Origin of the sequence: Arthrobacter sp. Leaf337 (assembly GCF_001423745.1) — a bacterium.
GTDB lineage: Bacteria > Actinomycetota > Actinomycetes > Actinomycetales > Micrococcaceae > Arthrobacter.
Window position 1 is genome coordinate 1 of record NZ_LMPC01000023.1, and the last position, 21,829, is coordinate 21,829.

Here is a 21,829-nt window from a genome sequence, read left to right on the forward strand (position 1 = left end):
AACTGTAGTGAGACAAACCATGAAAATTTGTCTCACTACAGTTGGCCCAACCGCGAGATACCGGGGTCTTCGGGGGCCAACTTAGATGAGACGGGACATCTGTCTCACTTCAGGTGGACCACCGGCCCATAACCCGCGTATTTCCGGGGACCTGGCGTCATCGGCACTTGCTGCGATTCTGCGTTTTGGGCCAACTGTAGTGAGACAAATCGGAGAAAATATGTCTCACTACAGTTGGCCCAACCGCGAGTTTCCGGGGTTTTCGTGGGCCAACTTATTTGAGACAGGACACCNCATAGAGCGGTTCAAGTTCCAATGCTGCCTCCGAGGCCTCCAAGGCAGACTCATAGCCGCGTATTTCCGGGGACCTGGCGTCATCGGCACTTGCTGCGATTCTGCGTTTTGGGCCAACTGTAGTGAGACAAATCGGAGAAAATATGTCTCACTACAGTTGGCCCAACCGCGAGTTTCCGGGGTTTTCGTGGGCCAACTTATTTGAGACAGGACACCGGTCTATTTCCTCGTCGTCAGGGCACGGTTGATCATCGATGGGACATGGCCCCGGTCCGAGCGCCCGCCCAAAGACTTCCATGCACATCGAGCACAGGATCTGCGGATCACGGGCGATCGTCATCTCCGGTTCCTCATAGCCGCACATTGCCCGCCGCCAGTCCAGATCCCGGCAACAGACAATGTGGACCACTTCGTCAGGGTCCTCGCTCCAGCCGTACTTGACCTTCCATGCCGGAGCGCGGCGCGTTTCCGTCGCACCGCCCTCGCCTGGCGTCGAAGGTTTTGCAGCATCGCCCTTCGTTTCCGTCATCGCGGTCCCCCTCCGTTGACGTTGAGCAGGATTCCCTCCTGCTCTCAACCGATGCTCGCGGCCTCATCCAGGGTGTGCGGTTCAAAGTGTTCCAGCAACCCTCGCATGGCCTCATATCCTTGTGTGAAGACGTCCGAGGCGCGCCACACTTCAACCTGTTCGAGCGACTCCCACGGGCCCGTGCTGATAAACCTGTTGGGAACATCGCGGTCGTGCATCAGGATGGCTTTTGCCCCGGGGAAATCCTCTTGTGTCTTTCTGGCGAGGTCCCGCCAGGCCTGCACAAAATCATTCTCCCTGCCGGGCTTCACCAGCCAGATTCCGAGCGTGTAAACAGACATCGCGAATGCCTCCATTCAGGTGCCGGGGTAAGTATTCCCGATTATCGTCCGGCAGTCCCGGGCCGGGTAGGGCCGGATGGCATGTGGTCCACTCCCCGGGCCCGGGCCCGGGGCCGGGTTCGTTCAGGCCCCGTCGTAAGCGGCCTGAAGTTCGGCGATCTCAAGCTTCCGCATACCCAGCATCGCCTGCATGGCCCGCTGCGCACCGTCAGGATCAGGGCCTCCCAGCAGTTGGCCCAGGACGGACGGCACCACCTGCCACGACACTCCGAATCTGTCCTTGAGCCAGCCGCACTGGCTTTCGGTGCCACCTGCGGTCAGCGCCGACCAGTAGCGGTCCACTTCTTCCTGCGAGGAGCAGTCGATCACGAAGGAAACAGCTTCGTTGAACGTGAACGCCGGTCCCCCGTTGAGCGCAAGGAACTTCCGGCCCTCGATTTCGAACTCCACCGTCATCGCCTGGCCGGCGGGGCCGGGTCCACCCTCGCCGTAACGCGCCACGTTGAGGATTTTGGAGCCGTCGAAGACCGAGACGTAAAAGTCGGCGGCTTCCTCGGCCTGGGTATCAAACCACAGGCAGGTGGTGATCTTTTGGGTCACAGTGTTCCCTCATCTCGCAGGCAGCGCCGGAACGGATTCCCGACGGCGACCCTTCAGTCGCGTTGCGAGCCTAGCCGGGCCCGGTTCCCGGCACAATGGCCGCCCAAACCGGCCCGGCCCGCCGTTATCATCGAGTATGTCCGTCGCCGACGCCCTCCTCCAGTTCGCCCTCGTCGCTGCCCTGCTAACCATAATTCCCGGGCTGGACACCGTCCTGGTGCTTCGCACGGCAATCAGCAACGGCCGCGCTCCTGCCTTTGCAACGGCGGCGGGAATCTGCACGGGCACCGTTGCCTGGGGTGTGGCTGCCGCCCTCGGTGCGTCCGCATTGCTGGCTGCCTCGGAGGCCGCCTTCACGATGCTGAAGGTGGCCGGCGCCTGCTACATGGCGTGGCTGGGCGTCTCGATGTTCATCAGGACTTTCAGGAGCAGCCCGGCGTTGCCAGCGGCATCGCCGCAGGGCGGACCGGGCGCCAGGAGCGCCTGGCTGACGGGCGTCACCACCAGCCTGCTGAATCCGAAAGTGGGTGTCTTCTACATGGCCATGATCCCGCAGTTCCTGCCCCAGGATGTGCCGCCCCTACTCATGGGCATACTGCTCCCCCTCGTCCATAACGTTGAGGGCATGCTCTGGTTCGCGGGCATCATTGTTGCCACGCAGTATGCCCGGCGCTGGCTGCAGTCCCCTGGGGCGGGCAAAGCCACCGACCGCATCGCCGGCGTCGTACTTGTCGCTTTTGCGGCGAAAATCGCGGCCAGCAAAGCCTGATACTTCAACCGGAACTAGCCACTAGTGCGGCAGCTGGCTGACCAGTCCAACGGTGTTGCCCTCGCTGTCGCGGATGAAGGCCATCCACTCGTCGGTCCCTGCGGGGCCCAGACGGTCGTCTGTATGGCTGAAGATCACATTGGGTTCAGCGACGATCTCCACTCCCCTGCTCCGGAGCCGGGCCACAGAGTCCCTGACGTCGGCGACCGCCAGGTACACCAGGGCCGACGGCGCTCCGGACTCGAGCAGTAGCCGGACGCCGTCGAGGTCAAAAAACAGCAGACCGGGCGGGTCGAACACGGCACGGGGCTCCGCACCGAGCAGCGCGGCATAAAATTCCGCAGCCCGCTGGAGGTCGCTGGCATGTTGCGCGATCTGGACAAGTCTCATGCTGCCGTCCGGGATTAGCTGGCGGGTGACGCAATAAGGCGGCGGGGTACGGGTCCCCGGTCACAGTGTACGGCCGCCCCGGGCGCTCACGTCAGGTCGTAGCAGCGGGAAACCGGAACTACTGTTGGAGATATGCCTTCCAGTACTGATCCAGCCCCCGTCCGCGCCGCCACCGCCAGGAATGCGGTGCTGCTTGCCGCCCTTGCCGACGCTGCCCTGATCCTGACGTTCGCAGCCATCGGCCGGGACGCCCACCAGCGCGGGGATGTGATCTCCGGGGTTCTCCTGACCGCCTGGCCGTTCCTGGCCGGAGCGGCCATAGCGTGGCTTGGGCTGCGGGTGTGGCGGGCGCCGTTGCGCGTATGGCCCGCGGGCGTCGCCGTCTGGCTTGGGACCGTGGCCCTGGGGATGGGGCTGCGGGCAGTGACCGGACAAACGGTGGTCCTGCCGTTTGTCATCGTCGCACTGTTGAGCCTGGGCACATTCCTCCTGGGGTACCGACTCATTGCGGCCGCCGCCGGCAGGCTGAAACGGCGCCGGCTGCTCCGCTGATCCACCCCCTCATGTACTAGGCTGGCAGCACACAGCAACGCCTGCCGTGCCCACAGGGGCGCACCGATCCGAAAGGTCAAGAGTGATCACCGCATTCGTCCTGATCAAGACAGACGCCTCCCGCATTCCGGAGACGGCAGAGGAAATTTCGGCGATTCCGGGCATTAGCGAGGTCTACTCCGTAACCGGGGAATGGGACCTGATCGCCGTCGCGCGGGTGGCGAAGCATGAGGAACTGGCCGACGTCATTGCGGACAAGCTGTCGAAGGTTCCCGCGGTGGTGCACACCACAACGCACATCGCCTTCCGTGCCTACTCCCAGCACGACCTGGACGCCGCCTTCGCGCTGGGCTTCGAACAGTAAGCCCGTCGCCTCCCTAGCCCTGGGTAAGGGCGACCCACTTTTCCAGTACGGCTGCTGCGGCACCTGAGTCAATCGACTCTTCCGCGCGCTTCAGTGCCGCCGCCATCCGGTCGGCCAGGGGACCTTCGGCATCGACGTCGAAGGCCACCAGGCCCGCCGCGGCATTCAGCAGAACAGCATCACGTGCCGGACCTGCTTCCCCGCGCAATACATCACGGACGACGGCGGCATTTGCTGAGGCGTCGCCGCCACGGAGCTCCTCCACCGTTGCGGGACGGATACCCAGAACCTGCGGATCAAACGTCTGCTCGATGACTTCGCCGTGCCGGATCTCCCAGACGGTGGACGGTCCCGTAGTAGTCATCTCATCCAGACCGTCGCTTCCCCGGAAAACCAGGCCGCGGCTGCCGCGCTTGGCCAGCACGCCGGCAACCAGCGGCGCCATCCGGGCGTTGGCGACGCCAACCGCCGAGGCCTGAACCCGCGCCGGGTTGGTCAGCGGGCCCAAAAAGTTGAACGCCGTGGGGATGGCGAGTTCGCGGCGGGGTACCGCAGTGTGCCTGAAAGACGGATGGAACACCTGGGCGAAGCAGAAGGTGATGCCGGCTTCTTCGGCGTTGCGGGCCACGCGATCAATCGGCAGGTCCAACCGGACGCCGAGCGCCTCCAGCACGTCCGCTGAACCCGACGACGACGACGACGCACGGTTGCCGTGCTTCACTACCTTTGCACCGGCTCCCGCGCAGACGAGGGCTGCCATGGTGGAAATGTTCACTGTGTTCAGCTGGTCACCGCCGGTGCCCACGATGTCGAGCTTCTCGCCGCCGATGTCGATGGGGTTTGCATGGTCCAGCATGGCCTCGACCAGGCCGGCAATCTCATCCACCGTCTCGCCCTTAGCCCGCAGGGCCACCAGGAATCCGGCGATCTGCGCCGGACTGGCTTCGCCGGACATGATGGTGTCCATTGCCCATTCCGTGTTCTCGGCCGTCAGGTCCGTGCCGTTGATCAGTGCCGAAATGAGCCGGGGCCAGGTGTTGCCGGCCGCCTGTGCAGATGCCTGTGAAGTCACCTCCTGATGCTATCGAGGCACCTGCCCTGATGACCAATATGAACCGGTCCGGGAACTTTTCCGCGCGAATTCGCGTCTTTGTAGAAAAAGTCCGTGCAAAAGGCGGTTTGCGTTGGGCAGGAGGAACTTTTACAGACATAATGTCTATGTGACATCTGCGACCCATGCCCCCAGTACCCCGGCGCACCCGACGCTGAACCGCCCGAATATGGTTTCCGTAGGAACCGTTGTCTGGCTGTCCAGTGAGTTGATGTTCTTCGCCGGTCTCTTCGCCATGTACTTCACACTCCGTTCGACGTCCGGACAGATGTGGGCTGAAGAGACAGCCAAGCTCAACTTCCCCTTTGCGCTCGTAAACACGATCGTCCTCGTGGCAAGTTCTTTCACTTGCCAGATGGGCGTCTTCGCCGCTGAGCGGCTCCAGCCGCGCCGCGCCGGCGGCCCCCTTGCATTCACGCGTTGGGGGATGAACGAATGGTTCACCCTGACGTTCATCATGGGTGCCTTCTTCGTTGCCGGCCAGGCGACCGAATACGCCATGCTCGTCTCGGAGCATGTGTCGCTCTCGTCGAATGCATACGGCTCGGCCTTCTACATGACTACCGGCTTCCACGGCCTGCACGTCATCGGCGGCCTCATCGCCTTCCTCTTTATCATCGGCCGTTCGTTCGCCGCCAAGAAGTTTGGTCACTTCGAAGCCACGTCCGCGATCGTCACCTCGTACTACTGGCACTTTGTCGACGTCGTGTGGATCGGCCTCTTCCTGGTCATCTACGTCCTCAGGTAGCCCCGACTTGACTCTTTTTCTACAAGAGGCAGAATTTCAAGAAGCGGCTCCCGGAGCCGACGCACGATCGAATAAAGGAACCACCACGTGAAGGCACTCTCGCAGAAGCGACGTCACCCACTGGCAGCCATAGCGCTGCTGCTGATGGGCCTCCTCCTCACTGGTGGGCTGTACGCCGTTGCCACCACCGTCAACGAGGCCAAGGCTTCCACCACCAGCTTCAGTGCAAACGACACTGAAGAAGGCGGAAAGCTCTTCGCCGCAAACTGCGCCACGTGCCACGGCATGGGTGCGAGCGGAACCAAGGACGGACCCTCACTTGTGGGCGTCGGTGCCGCCGCCGTTGACTTCCAGGTAGGCACCGGGCGCATGCCCATGCAGATGAACGGCCCGCAGGCTTACAAGAAGCCGGCACAGTTCAACGACGAACAGACCCACCAGCTGTCCGCTTACGTCGCTTCGCTCGGGCCTGGCCCGTCCATCCCCGAAGAGGGCCTCCTCGATGCCCAGGGCAATGCTGCAGAAGGTGGCGAGCTCTTCCGGGTGAACTGCGCGATGTGCCACAACGCAGCGGCCGCCGGCGGCGCGCTCACCCGGGGCAAGTTCGCACCCGCCCTCGCAGATGTATCCGAAAAGCACATCTACGAAGCCATGGTTACCGGACCGCAGAACATGCCGGTCTTCAATGACGCAAACGTCACCCCTGAAGGCAAGCGCGACATCATTACCTTCCTGAAGCAGATCGAAGCCAATGGTTCACCCGGCGGAGCCGATCTCGGCGCCCTGGGCCCGGTTTCCGAAGGTCTGTTTGTCTGGATCGCCGGCCTGGGCGTCATTATCGCCTTCACCATCTGGCTGACCTCGCGGACGTCCTAGCAGCGTCCGCAACTGTAAGAACTCCTGCTGACGAGTCAGCAGTATGGAATTGAAAACTAACCCGGCACCTGCCGGGACGAGAGAAGGATGAGGCGAATTATGGGCAACCATAGTGACGGCAGTCCGAACCACTCGGGCACCGTAGCTACGGCTGGTCAGAATGAGGTGGAGAAGTTCCAGGATCCTGGAATTCCCCCGCATCGTTTGCGCCTGGCTGACACGGACCCGAAGGCCGCAAAGCGTGCAGAACGGCAGGTTGCCGTCCTCTTCGGCAGCTCAGTCGTGGGCACCGTGATCTTCCTGGTGGCGTACTTCGCCATCGATCTTGGACCCGACTCCACGATCGCCACCATCCGGCTGCAGAATGCCCTGCTGGGCATTGGCACCGCCTTTGCCATGCTCGGCATCGGCACCGGCATCGTCCACTGGGCCAAGGCCCTTATGCCGGACCATGAAGTTTCCGAAGAGCGCCATGCCATCCGCACCGAGGACGACCGCCAGGCGGCAGTCCGCATTGTTGATGACATCGTCGAAGAAACCGGCATCAAGCGCCGGCCGTTGATCCGCAACACGCTCCTCGGCGCCGTGGCGCTGGCTCCGCTGCCCGCACTGGCCATCTTCGGTGACCTTGGTCCCCGCCCTGACGACAAGCTTGCACACACCATGTGGGCCCCGCAGGAGGGCAAGCTCAAGCGCCTCACCCGTGACCCGGACGGCACGCCCATCAAGGCCTCTGACGTCACCATCGGCTCGGCTTTCCACGTGATCCCGGAAGGCCTGAACGAGCTGCACGAAGGCAAGCTGAACGAAAAGGCCAAGGCCGTCGTCCTGCTTATGCGCCTGAACCCCGAGTCCCTCAAGCCTTCCGCAGGCCGCGAGGACTGGAGCTACAACGGCATCGTTGCCTACTCGAAGATCTGCACCCATGTTGGTTGCCCTGTTGCTCTTTACGAGCAGCAGACCCACCACCTGCTGTGCCCGTGCCACCAGTCAACCTTCGACCTGACCCAGGAATGCAAGGTTATCTTTGGCCCGGCAAGCCGGCCTCTCCCCCAGCTGCCCATCGCAGTTGACGCCGAGGGCTACCTGGTCGCTACGAGCGACTTCAAAGAACCCGTAGGACCGAGTTACTGGGAGCGTGATGAGCATGAGCGCAACATCAACAGCTAATGCCCCCGCCTTCGTCGCCAAAACCAAAGGCGGCCGCATTACCGACTTCGTTGACCAGCGCGTTGGCGGTTCGGGTATTCTCCGTGAGTTCGGCCGCAAGGTCTTTCCGGACCACTGGTCGTTCATGTTTGGCGAAGTTGCCCTGTACTCCTTCGTCATCTTGCTGCTCTCCGGCACATTCCTGACGTTCTTCTTCGATCCGTCCATGGCGGAGACGCACTACGACGGCTCATACACGCCGCTGAAGAACGTCGAAATGTCGGTTGCCTACAGCTCTTCGCTGGATATCTCTTTCGATGTCCGCGGCGGTCTGTTCATGCGCCAGGTGCACCACTGGGCAGCGCTGCTGTTCGTGGCCTCGGTATCCGTACACATGCTGCGCGTCTTCTTCACGGGCGCGTTCCGCAAGCCCCGCGAACTGAACTGGGTGGTGGGCGGCGTCCTGCTCATCCTCTCCATGGCAGCAGGCTTCACCGGCTACTCACTCCCCGATGACCTCCTCTCCGGCAACGGCCTGCGAATCATCGACGGCGTCATCAAGTCGATCCCCGTCATCGGCACCTACATCTCGTTCTTCCTCTTTGGCGGCGAGTTCCCCGGTACCGTCATCATCAGCCGTCTCTACATGCTGCACATCCTCCTGGTTCCGGCCCTGATCCTGCTGATGATCGTGATCCACCTGTTCATGGTGGTTGTTCACAAGCACACCCAGTACCCCGGCCCGGGCCGCAACGACGGCAACGTCGTCGGCTACCCCCTCGGCCCCGTTTACGCGGCCAAGGCCGGCGGCTTCTTCTTCATCGTGTTCGGTGTCGTCGCACTCATGGCGGCGTTCTTCACCATCAACCCGATCTGGAACTACGGCCCGTACGACCCCTCACCGGTTTCCGCAGGCACACAGCCTGACTGGTACATCGGTTGGGTTGACGGCGCCCTGCGCCTCATGCCCGGTGTCATCGGAGACTTCCACTTCGAGTACGTCATCTTCGGCCAGGTCCTGACCTTGAACGTACTTCTCCCGGCACTGGTTCCCGCCGGCCTGGTCTTCACCGTACTGTTCATGTACCCGTGGATTGAACGCTGGATCACCAAGGACGACCGCGAGCACCACGTCCTGGACCGCCCGCGCAACGCTCCCACCCGCACCGCCATCGGCATGGCCGGCTTCACGTTCTACTGCGTGATGTGGGCCGCGGCCAGCTCCGACCTCATCGCAACGCACTTCCACGTGGCCCTGAACGATGTCACGTACTGGCTGCGGGCGCTGTTCTTCATCGGCCCGGTCATCGCCTTTATCGTGACCAAGCGGGTGGCACTTGCCCTTCAGCGCAAGGACCGTGAAATCGCCCTGCACGGCCGTGAAACCGGCCGTATCGTGCGCCTGCCGCACGGTGAGTTCATCGAGGTCCACGCACCGCTGGACGACTACAAGCGCTACAAGCTGGTGGGCTTTGAATCTCCGGTACCGCTGCCCGCAGTTCCGAACGAACACGGCGTGGTCACCCGCAAGGAAAAGCGCCGTGCAGCGCTCTCCCGCTTCTTCTTCGAAGACAGGGTTGCTCCGGCTTCGCCGGCTGAACTCGAGGCGGCCCATGGCCACCACGGTCAGCACGAAGTCGAATCGGCCGAAGCACAGAAGACTCTGAGCCACTAGGTCAAAATTGCAGTACAAAGAGGCCCGGTCCGCAAGGACCGGGCCTCTTTCTGTGTTCCTCGGCTCTGTGTTCCGCGGCTCTGTGTTCCCTAGGGGTTCCGGTAGCCAGAGGCGTAGTTGCGCGTGGGCCGCACACCCGGTCGCTGTAGCGGCACCCACAGCTTGTAACGGTCTGCCCGGTAGTACGACACGGAGTAGTCCACCATCGACCGGGCAACAAAGGCGTGCCGCTGTATCTTGAGCAGCGGGGACCCGACCTCGACATTGAGCAGCCTTGCCGTGGACGGTGATGCTGCCGTGGCCTCGATCATGTCCTCCCCCCACTCCATGACCAGCCCGAACCGTTCGCTCAGGACGTTGTACAGCGAGGTCGGGGGTTCACCGTCGAGCAGCCCCGGCACCCGATGCGCGGGAATGAAGTTCTCATCCACGCTCATGGGTTCGTTGTCGGCCAGCAGGAGGCGCCTGAACCGCACCAGGGGTGTCCCCTCGTCCAGCTGGAGCTCGCGGGCCAGGAAGGCACTCGCGCTGATCTGTTCGAAGCTCAGCACTTTCGCTGCGGGCACCATGCCGCGGCGCTGCATTTCCTCACTGTAGGACGTGAGCTTGACCTGCAGATCGAGCTTCGGCTTCCGGACGAACGTCCCGAGGCCCACGACGCGTTCAATGACTTCCTCACCGACCAGCGCGTCAATGGCCTGGCGAACGGTCATCCGGGCCAGGCCGAATCGTTCGGCAAGGTCACGTTCCGAAGGCAGCGAGGAACCGGGCGGGCACGATGCCGCGATGTGCGCCCTGAGGAGCTCCCGCAGCTGGACGTAGATGGGCGTCCCGCTGGTGCGGTCGATCTCCCCCGCCATCCTGCTTGCATCAGAGGCCGGCATGGCAACGTTTCACATCAACATTCATGCTTTAAGGGTAGGGCACCCGGCGGGCAGGTCTAGACCACCGCCTCGACGGTTTCGGTGACCCAGTCCGCCGCCGCTACGCTTGTTCAGGAATGCAGTCATGACGGACGAAGCCCGTCGGAACAAAGGAGTCCTGTTGCCAGTGCGCAAGGCGATCGTTCAATCACCAATAGGCCTGCACGCGCGGCCGGCCGCCGTCTTTGTCCGGGCCGTCACCGATTCCGGTCTGCCGGTCCGGATCGGAAAAGAGGGCATCGCGCCCGTCGACGCGCGGTCCCTGCTCGAGGTAATGACGGCCGATTTCCACTGCGGCTGTCAAGTGGAACTGTCGATTGACCCCGATGCGCTCCCCGCCCGCTACAGCGTTGAATCAGCGGAGGCGGCACTGGAAGGCCTGATGCTGCTGCTGGAGGCTGACGCGGCCGCCTAAAGGCTCTGCAGGACCCCTCGGTCGGCGGCCCCTGGACGGCCGCCCTTGGACGACCGCTCGGCAAGACGACAAAACGACGGCGGCCCCACCAAGTGGTGGGGCCGCCGTCGTTGTCAGTTCAGCCTGTATTTGCTAGTGGGCGTGGTCCCCGCGGCTGTATTCGTAGACCCAGCCAACGAGGGCGACGACTGCCAGTCCGCCGGCGATGAACGTGACCCAAAAACCGATCGCCAGGCCCAGGAAACCGCCCGCGCAGGAGAGGCCCAGGACCAGCGGCCACCAGCTCCAGGGGCTGAAGTGGCCCTGCTCGCCGGCGCCTTCGTGGATCTCGGCGTCGTTACGGTCTTCGGGACGCATTCCCACGCGCTTGCCGGTGAATCCGAGGTAGGCACCGATCATGCCGGCCAGGCCGCCAACAAGCAGTACGCCAAGGATGCCGACCCATTCGGTCCAGTTGGTCAGGAATCCGTACACCACGGAGACCGGCACGAAGAAGAAGACTCCGGCTCCAAAAATCCATGATTCGATCTTCACTTGGCGGTGTCCTTCTGATCTGCGTTGCCAAGCACGGCTGCTGCCGGTGCCGGTGACTCAACGGTGTGCGACTGTGCGAGCTCCGGGTGGTGGAGGTCCAAGGCAGGACGCTCCGAGCGGATGCGGGGCAGCGAGGTGAAGTTGTGCCGCGGCGGCGGGCACGAGGTGGCCCACTCGAGCGAAGCACCGAAGCCCCAGGGGTCGTCCACCTCTACCCGTTCGTTGCTGCGCCAAGTGATGTACACGTTCCAGAAGAACGGGATCAGCGAAGCGCCCAGCACGAAGGAGGAAATGGTGGAGAACTGGTTCATCCAGGTGAAATTGTCCTGCGGCATGTAGTCCGCGTAGCGGCGCGGCATGCCTTCAACGCCCAGCCAGTGCTGGATCAGGAAGGTTCCGTGGAAGCCGAGGAACAGCAACCAGAAGTGGATCTTGCCAAGGCGCTCGTTGAGCATCTTGCCGGTCCATTTCGGCCACCAGAAGTAGAAGCCAGCGAACATTGCGAACACCACGGTGCCGAACACCACGTAGTGGAAGTGCGCCACCACGAAGTAGGAATCCGAGACGTGGAAGTCAAGCGGCGGTGAAGCCAGGATGATGCCCGTCAGGCCACCGAAGAGGAAGGTTGCCAGGAAGCCGATGCTCCAGAGCATGGGGGTTTCGAAGGTGATAGACCCCCGCCACATCGTGCCGATCCAGTTGAAGAATTTCACGCCGGTAGGCACTGCGATCAGCATGGTCATGAACGAGAAGAACGGCAGGAGCACCGAGCCGGTCACGTACATGTGGTGGGCCCACACGGTGACGGACAGCGCCGCGATGGCGATTGTTGCGTATACGAGGCCCTTGTAGCCGAAGATCGGCTTGCGGCTGAAGACCGGGAAGATCTCGGAGACGATGCCGAAGAACGGAAGCGCAATGATGTACACCTCGGGGTGGCCGAAGAACCAGAACAGGTGCTGCCACAGGACCGCACCGCCGTTCTCGGGGTCGAAGATGTGTGCACCGAAGCGGCGGTCGGCACCAAGTGCGAACAGGGCAGCGGCCAGCGGCGGGAACGCCATCAGGACCAGGATGGCCGTCACCAGAGTGTTCCAGGTGAAGATCGGCATGCGCCACATGGTCATGCCCGGGGCACGCATGCAGATGATGGTGGTGATGAAGTTGACCGCACCGAGGATGGTGCCGAAGCCGGAGAGCGCGAGGCCGAAGACCCAGAGGTCACCGCCCACGCCGGGGCTGAAGGTCGTGTTGGAGAGCGGCGCGTATGCGAACCAGCCGAACGACGCGGCACCCTGGGGGGTGATGAAGCCGGAGACGGCGATCGTGGAGCCGAAGAGGAAGAACCAGAAGGCCAGTGCGTTCAGTCGCGGGAAGGCGACGTCGGGTGCACCGATCTGGAGCGGCATGATCACGTTGGCGAAGCCCGCGAACAGCGGAGTCGCAAACATCAGCAGCATGACGGTGCCGTGCATGGTGAACAGCTGGTTGTACTGCTCCTTGGTCTGCAGGATCTGCATACCGGGCTCGAACAGCTCGGCACGGATCAGCAGGGCCATGACGCCGCCGAAGCAGAAGAACACGAAGGACGCGATCAGGTACATGTACCCGATGGTCTTGTGGTCGGTCGAAGTGATCCAGTTGACGACGATGCGTCCCTTGGACTTCGGTACAACGGGCGCCCCAAGGCTCCCGACAGGTGCGGATTGAGTGTAAGTAGCCACGTCGCTCCCCTTACTTAATTTCGTTCAGGTTCGGGTTGCGGTCGTACTCTTCGCCGAGCAGGCCGGTGTTGCCGTCCTGGCGCAGCTGGTCCATGTGGGCCTGGAACTCCGATTCGGAGACAACCTTCACGCGGAACAGCATTTCGGAGTGGTATTCGCCGCAGAGTTCGGCACACTTGCCGTCATAGGTGCCCTCTTTGGTGGGGGTGAACCTGATGTAGTTGGTCTTGCCGGGGATCATGTCACGCTTCTGCAGGAAGGCGGGAACCCAGAAAGAGTGGATAACATCGCGGGAGTTCAGCTCCAGGTCAACAGACTTGTTGACGGGGAGGTACAGGGTGGGCAGCTTTTCCTTGTCCACTTCAGCGCCGGTGAGGTGCGCCTGCACGCCGGCTTCGTGCACGTCTTCGGTGACGACCTCGCCCTGCTTGTAGTTGAAGTCCCATGCCCACTGCTTGCCGCGGACGTCCACAACGACGTCGGCCGGCTTGGAGCGGTCATCGATCGCCTGCTGGTCGCGGTCGGTGAAGTAGAAGAACACCAGCACCATGAAGAGCGGGATGGTCAGGTAAAAGACCTCAAGGGGAAGGTTGAAGCTGGTCTGGCGCGGGAACCCGACAGTGCCCTTGCGGCGACGGTAGGCGACGATGCACCAGACCATGAGTCCCCAGGTAATGATGCCCACGACCAACGCGGCAATCCATGAGTTGACCCAGAGGTCCATGATGCGGTCAGTGTGATTGGTGGTGCCACGCTCGGTGGGCAACCAGCCTCTCTGTACCTCTGGTGAACATCCAGTCAATGCCAACGCGCCGGCTAGTGCCAAGCCAGTGATCGTAGTGATCTGTTTGCGTCGGCTGCCGGTTCGGTTCTGCGAACTCACAGACGGCCCTTCCTACTTGTTGCTGTTGCCCGGGCCGTAGATGGCTCCCCGGGCACACTAAAAGTTTTACTACTCGATGTAGAGCTTACCGCTCCCCGGGGGTTTTCGCTCACATGTCGGCACCGTGCGTCGGCACCGGTTTCCACCGGTGCCGAGAGCAAGCTGTCATGGGGCAAAAGAGCCGGGTTAGTGGAAAGAATCACCGCAGGCGCAGGAGCCGCCGGCATTGGGGTTATCGATGGTGAAGCCCTGCTTCGAGATGGTGTCCTCAAAGTCGATGCTGGCGCCGCTGAGGTACGGGACGCTCATCTTGTCGACAACGACTTCGACGCCGTCGTAGTCGCGCACAGCGTCTCCGTCAAGCAGCCGCTCGTCGAAGTAGAGCTGGTAAATCAGGCCGGAGCAACCGCCCGGCTGGACAGCAACGCGCAGGCGCAGGTCGGTGCGGCCTTCCTGCTCCAGGAGGCTGCGGACCTTGCCGGCAGCGACGTCGGTCAGCTTGACCTCGTGCGTGGGCAACTCTTCGCTTGCGGTGCCTGTGGCTGCGGCGCTGTTTTCATTGGTTGTAGTGCTCATTGGCCTACCTTCTTACGACGGTGGTGGCGACTCGGCTTGCGCGTTGCCCGCCCCTACGGAAACGGTATGGGCTATAGCTACATGCTACGTCGATCCTGCGTGTAGCTCTAACTCCTGACGTAACCGTGGCCATACCCTGAATGTTCCCTGACGGTTCCGTAACCGCCAGGGAACATCCCCGATGCTGCGCGGCCGGCGTCAGGCAAGACCCTCACGGTTGAGCCGTGCCAGCAGGAGCGCTTCGGCCACTACGGCGTTGCGGAAGTCCTCCAGGTGCAGCGACTCGTTGGCACTGTGTGCCCTGGAATCGGGGTCCTCGACGCCGGTCACCAGGATCTGCACGTCCGGGTACACCTCCGTCAGGTCGGCAATAAAGGGAATCGAACCGCCGATCCCCATCTCCACTGCCGGAACGCCCCACGCTTCTCCGAGCGCCCACATCGCCATCCCGGCGGCGGTGGAACCCGTGTCGGTCAGGAAGGAGTTACCGCTCTCCCCCGGCGTGAACACCACCTTCGCGCCGAACGGCGCATTGGATTCAACATGGTTCCGCACGGCCTCCATGGCATCGGCCGGGTCCTGCCCCGGCGCCAGCCGCATGCTGAACTTGGCGCGCGCCCGCGGGAGGAGCGTGTTGGACGCCACATCCACGGCGGGAGCGTCGAAGCCGATGATCGACAAAGCAGGCTTGGTCCACAGCCGGGAGGCGATTGTTCCGCTGCCGGCGAGGCGGACCCCGTCCAGCACGGACGCGTCGGCCCGGTATTCCGCTTCCGTGAGGTCGACGGAAACGTCGTCCCTGCTGACCAGGCCCTTCACTGCAACGTTCCCGTCGTCGTCGTGCAGGGTCGCGATCAGCCGGGAGAGCAGCGTCGGAGCATCCAGGACCGCGCCACCGAACATCCCGGAGTGGACGGCGTGCTCCAGCACCTGCACCTCGATGGTCCCGTCGACCAGTCCGCGCAGGCTGGTGGTGAGCGCGGGAATGCCTACCTTCCAGTTGCTGGAGTCCGCCACCACGATGACATCGGCGCGCAGCAGTTCGCGGTGGGTTTCCAGGAACGTGCGGAAGGTGGGCGAACCGGCTTCCTCTTCGCCCTCGAAGAAGAACGTCACGCCCAGGCCCAGCTCGTCGGCCAACACCTCGGTGACAGCGGCGTAGGCGGCTATATGGGCCATGATGCCGGCCTTGTCATCGGCCGCACCCCGGCCGTAGAGACGGCCGTCGCGCTCGACGGCGCTAAACGGTTCGGTCTCCCACAGCGCCAGGTCCCCGGTCGGCTGGACGTCGTGGTGGGCGTAGAGCAGGATGGTCGGCTTCCCTTCGGCAGCGGCCCGCCGCGCCACGACAGCCGGTCCGCCCGGCGTGCCGTCCTCTTTGTTGCAACGCAGGATCCGGACGTCCTCGATCCCCGCGGCGCGCACCAGCTCCGCGACGGCATCCGCGCTGCGGTCCAGCGGGGCGGGATCAAAGCTCGGCCAGGCGATTCCCGGGAGCCTCACGAGGTCCTTCAGCTGTCCAACAGTGGTGTCGAACGACACGTGTACGGTCCGGCGCAGGGCATCGACGTCGATCCCGTCGAATCCTGCGCTGATTTTTTGCGGGGTCCCCGCCGGTGATGAAGTCATGGCCAAAACCCTACCTGTGTCCGTGACCACAGGAAACACTCCGGAACCGGCCGCCAGTCCCCACGGTTCCGCCGTTGCCGGAACCCTGTGACACATGACTTTTCGCCTGCGCGTGCAAGGTATTCTGTAGGGGTGTTTGGACGTAAAAAGGAAGCGCCGACGGCGCAGGACGTAGTTGACCAGCAGGCAGCCGAGGCCTTGGCCCGGGACACTGCCCTCGGCAAGGGCGCGCCCACGCCTAAGCGCAAGGCACAGGAAGCGGCGCGGAAGCGTCCCCTGGTGCCTGAGGACCGAAAGGCCTCAAAGGCAGCAGAACGGGCGGCCGTGCAGGAGCAGCGGATCAAGATGCGCCAGGCGCTGGACACGGGCGATGAAAAGTTCCTGCCCCTTCGGGACAAGGGCCCGCAGAAGCGCTACGCGCGTGATTACGTGGATGCCCGCTTCAGCCTGGGCGAGTACCTGATGTTCGGCGCCCTGGTGTTCGTCATTGTCTCCCTGCTGGTGCCTTCCACCAGCGAGGCGATGATTTATGTGCTCGGTGGTTTCTGGGTCATGTTCCTGGCTGTTTTCGTTGACGTCTTCATCCTGTCCCGCAAGCTGCGGAAACGCCTCACAGAGAAATTTGGCGAGGTGGAACGCGGCACTGTCTGGTACGGCTCCATGCGTTCCCTCCAGTTCCGCCGTCTTCGCCTTCCCAAGCCGCTCGTCAAGCGCGGAGAATTCCCCGCCTGACTCAGGCCACAAAAAAACCCCCGGCAGTCTGGACTGCCGGGGGTTTTGTCGTTTCCGGGCGCTTGCGGCCGGGGTGTCGGCTACGCGCGGGACTGGCGGCGGGCGGGGTGCTTGGCCAACAGGCGGTTGATGCCGGCGGCCCAGAACGGCCCCTCGTACAGGAACGCCGTGTAGCCCTGGACCAGGGTGGCGCCGGCGTCGAGCCGTTCCTGGACGTCCTTCGCTGTTTCCACGCCGCCGACCGACACCAGGGTAAGGGCACCGCCGGTTGCTTCCTTGAGGCGCTTGAGAACTTCAAGGGACCTGGTCTTTAGGGGCGCGCCGGAGAGGCCGCCGGCCCCGCACTCCTGAATTTTTGCCGGGTCGGAGGTGAGCCCCTCCCGGCTGATCGTGGTGTTGGTGGCGATGATCCCGTCCAGTTTGAGGTCGAGGGCCAGCCTCGCGACGTCGTCGATGTCCTCGTCCGTCAGGTCGGGTGCGATCTTCACCAGCAGGGGGACGTGCCTGCCGGCGGCACTGTCCGCTTCTTCGCCCACGGCTTTGAGCAGCGGGCGGAGGGTTTCGACGTTCTGCAGAAGGCGGAGCCCCGGCGTGTTGGGGGAACTGACGTTGACCACGAGGTAATCAGCCGCGGGCGCAAGGCTCCGGGCGCTGGTGAGATAGTCACTGACCGCGTCATCGAGCTCCACCACCTTGCTCTTGCCAATATTGACGCCGATGACCGGACGTACGCCGGGGTGGCGGCGCTGCAAGGCAGCCCTCGCGGACTTGAGCCGGGGGGCGACGGCGGCGGCGCCGTCGTTGTTGAATCCCATCCGGTTGATGACGGCTTTGTCCTCGATGAGGCGGAAGAGCCGGGGCTTTTCGTTGCCGGGCTGGGCCTGTCCGGTGATGGTTCCGACTTCCACATGGCCGAACCCGAGTTCGGTCAGCGCTTCAATGCCGTGTCCCTCCTTATCGAAGCCGGCGGCAAGGCCGAACGGCGACGGGAAGGTGATGCCGAAGGCCTCGGTCTGAAGCGACGGCGCGGGGGCAGTGAACTTCGCGAGCACTTTGCCCGCCCCGGAGCTGTGGGCCAGCCTGATGGCACGGAAGCCGATCTTGTGGGCGCGTTCGGCGTCCATCCATGAAAAGGCCAGGCGAAAGAAGGTGGGATATACGCGCATGACACCAGTTTTCCGGTTCAGGCTCCGCAGACCAAACCGGCGCGCTCGTGCGGCGTGCGGTGTGACGGATCCTGCAGGCGTCCCGGCCTGCTCGCTGCTGTGGCCTGCGTTGTTTAGGCTAATGAAATGAGGTGGCACACAGATATCCTGGGGGACGACTTCGAAGCCTGTTCCTACCAGGCCACGGGCGACGACGGGGTGGAGCGCACCGCTACCCTGGTCCGGCACGCGCCTAAGGGCGAAGCAGGGACCGTCCGTCCCGGACGCCGGCCGCTCCCCCGCCGGGCCTTGCTGTTCCTGCACGGCTGGAGCGATTATTTTTTCAACGTTGAGCTCGCCCGGTTCTGGACAGACAAGGGCTTCGAGTTTTTTGCCATCGACATGCACAACCACGGGCGGAGCCTGCAGCCCGATACCCACGGCGGCTATGTGGCCAACCTCGACGACTACGACGCCGAGATCAGCAAGGCAATAGGGATCATCGGTTCCCTCTGGCCGGAACAGGCCGGCGGGGTGCCGGTGACCCTCATGGGCCATTCGACCGGCGGCCTCATCGCAGCCCTGTGGGTCAGCCGGCATCCGGGGGTTGTCGCCCAGCTGGTGCTGAACAGCCCGTGGCTGGAAATGCACGGCAATTCCCTGGTTCGACGCGCCACCCGGTCCATGGTGGGACCGCTGGCACGGTACCGGCCGGAGGCTGTCCTGCGTCTGCCGGAACGTGGCTTCTACTGGCGCAGTATCAGCAGCGAGGCCGAGGGTGAGTGGACCCTGGACAACAAGTACCGGCCGCCCCTCGCTTTTCCCGTCCGGGCCGGCTGGCTCAGTGCAGTCCTGGCCGGGCATTCCCGGGTGGCCCGTGGACTCCGGATCGACATCCCTATCCTGGTGCTCCTGTCCGAAACCAGCGAGAACGGCATGTTCTGGACCGAAGCCATGCGAAGGGCCGACGCCGTGCTGGATGTGAACACGATCGCGATCAGGGCCATGGCCCTGGGCCGCACGGTCACCCTGGAACGGATTGACGGCGCCCTCCACGATGTCTTCCTGTCGCCGGCGCACGTCCGGGCTGACGCGTATGCCCGGCTGAGCCGCTGGATCCGGGGATACGTCCTGGACGACGGCGGACAGGAGTGAAGGCTGCGGGCCGGGTCGCGCCGCGTTGGCAGGCCGACCAACTCGGTGCAGCATTCGAGTCCCTGGCACTGCCGCTGCCCGACGACGACGAAGGCGCGGTATGTGCCACGCTGGTCCGCCATGTGCCTGCCGCGACGGCCGGACCGTTTCTTTCGGCGCTGCGGAACAAAGGCTTCCGGACGTTGGCCTGGCCGTCCCCGGACTCACCTGCGGGCGACAATCCCGGGCATCCCGTCGCCGTCATCTACCTTCACGGCTGGGCGGACTACTTCCTGCAGTCCGAACTTGCTGAATACGTCGGCGCCCACGGACTGTACTTCTACGCGCTGGACCTGCGGAAATTCGGCCGTAGCCTGCGGAGCTGGCAGACGCCGGGCTACACCACAGACCTGGCTGTCTATGACGAAGACATCGCAGCGGCCATGGATGCGATCAGGACGGACATGGCGGAGCGCACCGGTCAGACCGGGGAGCCTTCAATCCACATGCTGGCGCATTCACTGGGCGGGCTGATCGGCGCGCTGTGGGCAGACCGCAATCCGGGCGCGCTGGGGAGCCTTGTGCTGAATGCGCCATGGCTGGAGCTCCAGGGGAGCAGCCTGATCCGAAACATCGCCATGCACCTGGTGGAGCCGATCGCGCGGACGGATCCGCGGCGGCCGTTCCGTTTTCCGGAAATGCCAGGCTACTGGGAGAGCGTCAGCGACCAGGCCCACGGCGAGTGGTTCCTGGATCCGCAGTGGCGCCCGACGGCGTCGTTCCCCATCCGTGCGGGCTGGACCCGCGCGGTCCTGGCCGGACATGCAGCCGTCGAACGTCGCCTGGACATCGCCGCACCGGTCCTGGTGATGCTGTCGGACCGCACCAAAATACAGGCCGAGTGGTCTGCGGAGCTGATGTCCGCAGACGCCGTGATCGATGTGGATCAGACAGCCCGCCGCGCCCTCGGCCTGGGACGCCGGACGTCGGTATTCCGCTATCCGGGAGCCATCCACGACGTCTTCCTCTCACGCCGCGAACTACGCCAGGAGGCGTACCGGGACCTGGTGGCATGGCTGCATTCCCATTCCGGCTAAGCCCCTGCCGGTGCCGCATCCACAGCGCCGCCGTACCGCCGGTCCCGCCGGGCGTAGACTTCGACGGCGTCCCAGAGCGTGCGGCGGTCGACATCGGGCCAGAGCGTGTCCATGAAGACGAACTCGGCATAGGCGGACTGCCACAGCATGAAGTTGGAGAGCCGCTGTTCGCCGGAGCTTCGGAGGAAGAGGTCGACGTCGGGCAGGTCCGGTTCGTCCAGGTACTTCTGGATGGTCCGTTCGGTGATGGCGCCCGGCTTAAGCCTGCCTGCCGCCACGTCTTCGGCGATGGCCGTCACCGCATCGGCGATTTCGGCGCGGCCGCCGTAATTAACACACATGGTCAACGTGCACGTGCTGTTGCCCCGGGTGTAATCCTCTGCCTCTTCCAGTTCGCGGATCACCGAGCCCCAGAGCCGGGGCCGGCGCCCCGACCAGCGGATGCGGACGCCCCAATCGTCCAGCTGGTTCCGCTGGCGCCGTAGCACATCCTTGTTAAAACCCATCAGGAAACGGACTTCCTCCGGGGAGCGCCGCCAGTTCTCCGTCGAGAACGCGTACACCGTGACGTACTTGATGCCCAGTTCAATGGCACCTGCCACAACGTCCAACAGTGCAGGTTCGCCAGCCTTGTGCCCTTCGATCCGCGGCAGCCCGCGCTGATTGGCCCAGCGGCCGTTGCCGTCCATCACGATTGCCACATGCTGCGGGATGAATTCCTCAGGAATCGACGGCGGGACGGCCCCGGAGCTATGCGGATACGGTGCTGCCACCGGTGCGGTCCGCTGCCGGACGGGAGTTTTCTTCTTTCCAAGGGCCACAGTCAGCTACGCTCCACATGTTTAAGTGATTTCAGCACACGTTCAAGATGCCATTGCAGATAGCTGGCCACCAAACCGGCAGCCTCACGCCGGTGGACCGCAACGGAGGCATCCGCCGTCGCCCAGTCCCCTGTCAACAGTGCCCCGAGCAGGGAGACCGTCTCGGCCGCAGGCGCGGGAGATCCGGGCGGACGGCAGTTGGCGCACACCATGCCGCCCAGCGGCGCAGAAAAAGCGGTGTGCGGCCCCGGCGCACCGCAGCGGGCGCACACCGTGAAGCTGGGCGCCCATCCCCCCGTTGCCAGGGCACGCAGGAGATACGAGTCGAGAATAAGTTCCGGCGTGTGCTCGCCGCGGCTCAGCGAGGCAAGCGCCCCGACCAGGAGGTTGTATTGCGCGGTTCCGGCTTCGCCGTCCACGTCTGTCAGCTTTTCGGCGGTCTCGGTCATGGCCGCCGCCACGGTATAGCGGCCGTAGTCCGCCGCGATGCTGCCGCCGTAGGCGCCCTTGGCCACCGCCTGGGTGACGATGTCCAATGTCCGGCCGGAAATCAGCTGCAGGTCCGCCACCATGAACGGTTCCAGGCGGGCGCCGAAGCGGCTGCTGGTGCGCCGCACTCCCTTTGCCACCGCACGGACCTGGCCGTGGTGTTTTGTCAGGAGCGTGATGATGCGGTCCGCTTCGCCCAGCTTATGGGTACGCAGCACCACGGCGTCATCACGATAGGCACGCGCAGAAAAGGAGGATTGTTGGGCCACAGTTAATCTTCGCACTGACCTTCTGGAAAACGCGGACGCTGCGCCCCCGGACCGGTCCGG

25 protein-coding genes are annotated in these 21,829 nt (G+C 63.8%); 11 read left to right on the forward strand and 14 right to left on the reverse strand.

From position 1 onward, the window contains the following. Positions 1–445: 445 nt before the first annotated feature. The 3 genes from ASF98_RS14810 to ASF98_RS14820 all read right to left on the reverse strand — a co-directional run bounded on the left by ASF98_RS14810 (position 446) and on the right by ASF98_RS14820 (position 1,764). On the reverse strand, positions 446–823 hold the full coding sequence (locus ASF98_RS14810) for a hypothetical protein (RefSeq protein ID WP_055803126.1): 378 nt from the start codon (positions 821–823) through the stop codon (positions 446–448). Positions 824–867: 44 nt separating this feature from the next. Next, the gene (locus tag ASF98_RS14815; RefSeq protein WP_235506036.1) at positions 868–1,179 is read right to left on the reverse strand and encodes an antibiotic biosynthesis monooxygenase family protein; all 312 of its coding nucleotides are present in this window, start codon (positions 1,177–1,179) and stop codon (positions 868–870) included. Positions 1,180–1,287: 108 nt separating this feature from the next. Beyond that, positions 1,288–1,764, reverse strand: coding sequence for a VOC family protein (locus tag ASF98_RS14820; protein WP_055803129.1), 477 nt, complete (start codon positions 1,762–1,764; stop codon positions 1,288–1,290). A 136-nt stretch (positions 1,765–1,900) separates the two neighbouring features. Between ASF98_RS14820 and ASF98_RS14825 the strand changes: the two genes are divergently transcribed. Beyond that, positions 1,901–2,533 (forward strand): LysE family translocator, encoded by a 633-nt coding sequence (locus ASF98_RS14825; protein WP_055803131.1) that lies wholly within the window; start codon positions 1,901–1,903, stop codon positions 2,531–2,533. Between the two features lie 21 nt (positions 2,534–2,554). On the opposite strand, the gene ASF98_RS14830 is transcribed toward ASF98_RS14825, so the two are convergent. Continuing rightward, positions 2,555–2,923 (reverse strand): VOC family protein, encoded by a 369-nt coding sequence (locus tag ASF98_RS14830; protein WP_055803133.1) that lies wholly within the window; start codon positions 2,921–2,923, stop codon positions 2,555–2,557. A gap of 132 nt (positions 2,924–3,055) precedes the next feature. Here ASF98_RS14830 and ASF98_RS14835 point away from each other — a divergent pair, with 132 nt between their 5' ends. Together ASF98_RS14835 and ASF98_RS14840 are read left to right on the forward strand one after the other, a co-directional pair. Continuing rightward, positions 3,056–3,475 (forward strand): DUF3054 domain-containing protein, encoded by a 420-nt coding sequence (locus ASF98_RS14835; protein ID WP_055803135.1) that lies wholly within the window; start codon positions 3,056–3,058, stop codon positions 3,473–3,475. 82 nt (positions 3,476–3,557) lie between these two features. Then, positions 3,558–3,839: an Lrp/AsnC family transcriptional regulator gene (locus ASF98_RS14840; protein WP_055803137.1), complete on the forward strand. Its 282-nt coding sequence runs from the start codon at positions 3,558–3,560 to the stop codon at positions 3,837–3,839. Between the two features lie 13 nt (positions 3,840–3,852). Here the strand turns inward: ASF98_RS14840 and trpD are convergent, their stop codons facing one another. Next, entirely contained in the window at positions 3,853–4,911 is a 1,059-nt protein-coding gene (trpD, locus tag ASF98_RS14845) for an anthranilate phosphoribosyltransferase (RefSeq protein ID WP_055803139.1), read from the reverse strand. A gap of 148 nt (positions 4,912–5,059) precedes the next feature. On the opposite strand from trpD, the gene ctaE reads away from it, so the two are divergent. From ctaE to qcrB, 4 genes are all read left to right on the forward strand, one after another. After that, on the forward strand, positions 5,060–5,698 hold the full coding sequence (gene ctaE / locus ASF98_RS14850) for an aa3-type cytochrome oxidase subunit III (protein ID WP_011692053.1): 639 nt from the start codon (positions 5,060–5,062) through the stop codon (positions 5,696–5,698). 87 nt (positions 5,699–5,785) lie between these two features. After that, positions 5,786–6,574, forward strand: coding sequence for a cytochrome bc1 complex diheme cytochrome c subunit (qcrC, locus tag ASF98_RS14855; protein ID WP_028269177.1), 789 nt, complete (start codon positions 5,786–5,788; stop codon positions 6,572–6,574). A 99-nt stretch (positions 6,575–6,673) separates the two neighbouring features. Next, complete coding sequence (gene qcrA, locus ASF98_RS14860) at positions 6,674–7,744, forward strand: cytochrome bc1 complex Rieske iron-sulfur subunit (protein WP_028269176.1); 1,071 nt, start codon at positions 6,674–6,676, stop codon at positions 7,742–7,744. Further along, on the forward strand, positions 7,722–9,398 hold the full coding sequence (qcrB, locus tag ASF98_RS14865; RefSeq protein WP_055803140.1) for a cytochrome bc1 complex cytochrome b subunit: 1,677 nt from the start codon (positions 7,722–7,724) through the stop codon (positions 9,396–9,398). The genes qcrA and qcrB overlap by 23 nt, the downstream gene beginning before the upstream one ends. An 89-nt stretch (positions 9,399–9,487) precedes the next feature. Here the strand turns inward: qcrB and ASF98_RS14870 are convergent, their stop codons facing one another. Then, positions 9,488–10,282 (reverse strand): GntR family transcriptional regulator, encoded by a 795-nt coding sequence (locus ASF98_RS14870; protein ID WP_055803143.1) that lies wholly within the window; start codon positions 10,280–10,282, stop codon positions 9,488–9,490. A 124-nt stretch (positions 10,283–10,406) separates the two neighbouring features. Between ASF98_RS14870 and ASF98_RS14875 the strand changes: the two genes are divergently transcribed. Then, positions 10,407–10,736, forward strand: a complete 330-nt coding sequence (locus ASF98_RS14875) for an HPr family phosphocarrier protein (RefSeq protein WP_055803145.1) — start codon at positions 10,407–10,409, stop codon at positions 10,734–10,736. Between the two features lie 132 nt (positions 10,737–10,868). On the opposite strand, the gene ASF98_RS14880 is transcribed toward ASF98_RS14875, so the two are convergent. From ASF98_RS14880 to ASF98_RS14900, 5 genes are all read right to left on the reverse strand, one after another. Further along, on the reverse strand, positions 10,869–11,270 hold the full coding sequence (locus ASF98_RS14880; protein ID WP_055803147.1) for a cytochrome c oxidase subunit 4: 402 nt from the start codon (positions 11,268–11,270) through the stop codon (positions 10,869–10,871). Beyond that, the gene (gene ctaD / locus ASF98_RS14885) at positions 11,267–12,994 is read right to left on the reverse strand and encodes an aa3-type cytochrome oxidase subunit I (RefSeq protein ID WP_028269171.1); all 1,728 of its coding nucleotides are present in this window, start codon (positions 12,992–12,994) and stop codon (positions 11,267–11,269) included. Before ctaD ends, ASF98_RS14880 begins: the two co-directional genes overlap by 4 nt. A gap of 10 nt (positions 12,995–13,004) precedes the next feature. Continuing rightward, a complete protein-coding gene (gene ctaC / locus ASF98_RS14890) occupies positions 13,005–13,877 on the reverse strand; it encodes an aa3-type cytochrome oxidase subunit II (RefSeq protein ID WP_055803149.1) in 873 nt (290 codons plus the stop codon). 186 nt (positions 13,878–14,063) lie between these two features. After that, the gene (locus ASF98_RS14895; protein WP_011692062.1) at positions 14,064–14,453 is read right to left on the reverse strand and encodes a HesB/IscA family protein; all 390 of its coding nucleotides are present in this window, start codon (positions 14,451–14,453) and stop codon (positions 14,064–14,066) included. A 198-nt stretch (positions 14,454–14,651) separates the two neighbouring features. Further along, positions 14,652–16,082, reverse strand: a complete 1,431-nt coding sequence (locus tag ASF98_RS14900; RefSeq protein ID WP_055803154.1) for a dipeptidase — start codon at positions 16,080–16,082, stop codon at positions 14,652–14,654. A 132-nt stretch (positions 16,083–16,214) separates the two neighbouring features. Between ASF98_RS14900 and ASF98_RS14905 the strand changes: the two genes are divergently transcribed. Beyond that, complete coding sequence (locus ASF98_RS14905; RefSeq protein WP_055803156.1) at positions 16,215–16,814, forward strand: DUF3043 domain-containing protein; 600 nt, start codon at positions 16,215–16,217, stop codon at positions 16,812–16,814. Between the two features lie 80 nt (positions 16,815–16,894). On the opposite strand, the gene ASF98_RS14910 is transcribed toward ASF98_RS14905, so the two are convergent. Beyond that, a complete protein-coding gene (locus ASF98_RS14910) occupies positions 16,895–17,980 on the reverse strand; it encodes a quinone-dependent dihydroorotate dehydrogenase (RefSeq protein ID WP_055803158.1) in 1,086 nt (361 codons plus the stop codon). A gap of 126 nt (positions 17,981–18,106) precedes the next feature. On the opposite strand from ASF98_RS14910, the gene ASF98_RS14915 reads away from it, so the two are divergent. Both ASF98_RS14915 and ASF98_RS14920 read left to right on the forward strand, forming a co-directional pair. Next, a complete protein-coding gene (locus ASF98_RS14915; protein WP_055803160.1) occupies positions 18,107–19,114 on the forward strand; it encodes an alpha/beta hydrolase in 1,008 nt (335 codons plus the stop codon). Next, positions 19,111–20,190, forward strand: coding sequence for an alpha/beta hydrolase (locus ASF98_RS14920; protein ID WP_055803163.1), 1,080 nt, complete (start codon positions 19,111–19,113; stop codon positions 20,188–20,190). Before ASF98_RS14915 ends, ASF98_RS14920 begins: the two co-directional genes overlap by 4 nt. Here ASF98_RS14920 and ASF98_RS14925 read toward each other — a convergent pair. Beyond that, positions 20,187–21,011 carry an isoprenyl transferase gene (locus ASF98_RS14925; RefSeq protein WP_055803166.1) on the reverse strand — a complete coding sequence of 275 codons (825 nt, stop codon included), beginning with the start codon at positions 21,009–21,011 and terminating at the stop codon, positions 20,187–20,189. The genes ASF98_RS14920 and ASF98_RS14925 overlap by 4 nt on opposite strands. A gap of 2 nt (positions 21,012–21,013) precedes the next feature. Then, positions 21,014–21,784: a DNA repair protein RecO gene (gene recO / locus ASF98_RS14930; protein ID WP_200939377.1), complete on the reverse strand. Its 771-nt coding sequence runs from the start codon at positions 21,782–21,784 to the stop codon at positions 21,014–21,016. Positions 21,785–21,829: the final 45 nt, after the last annotated feature.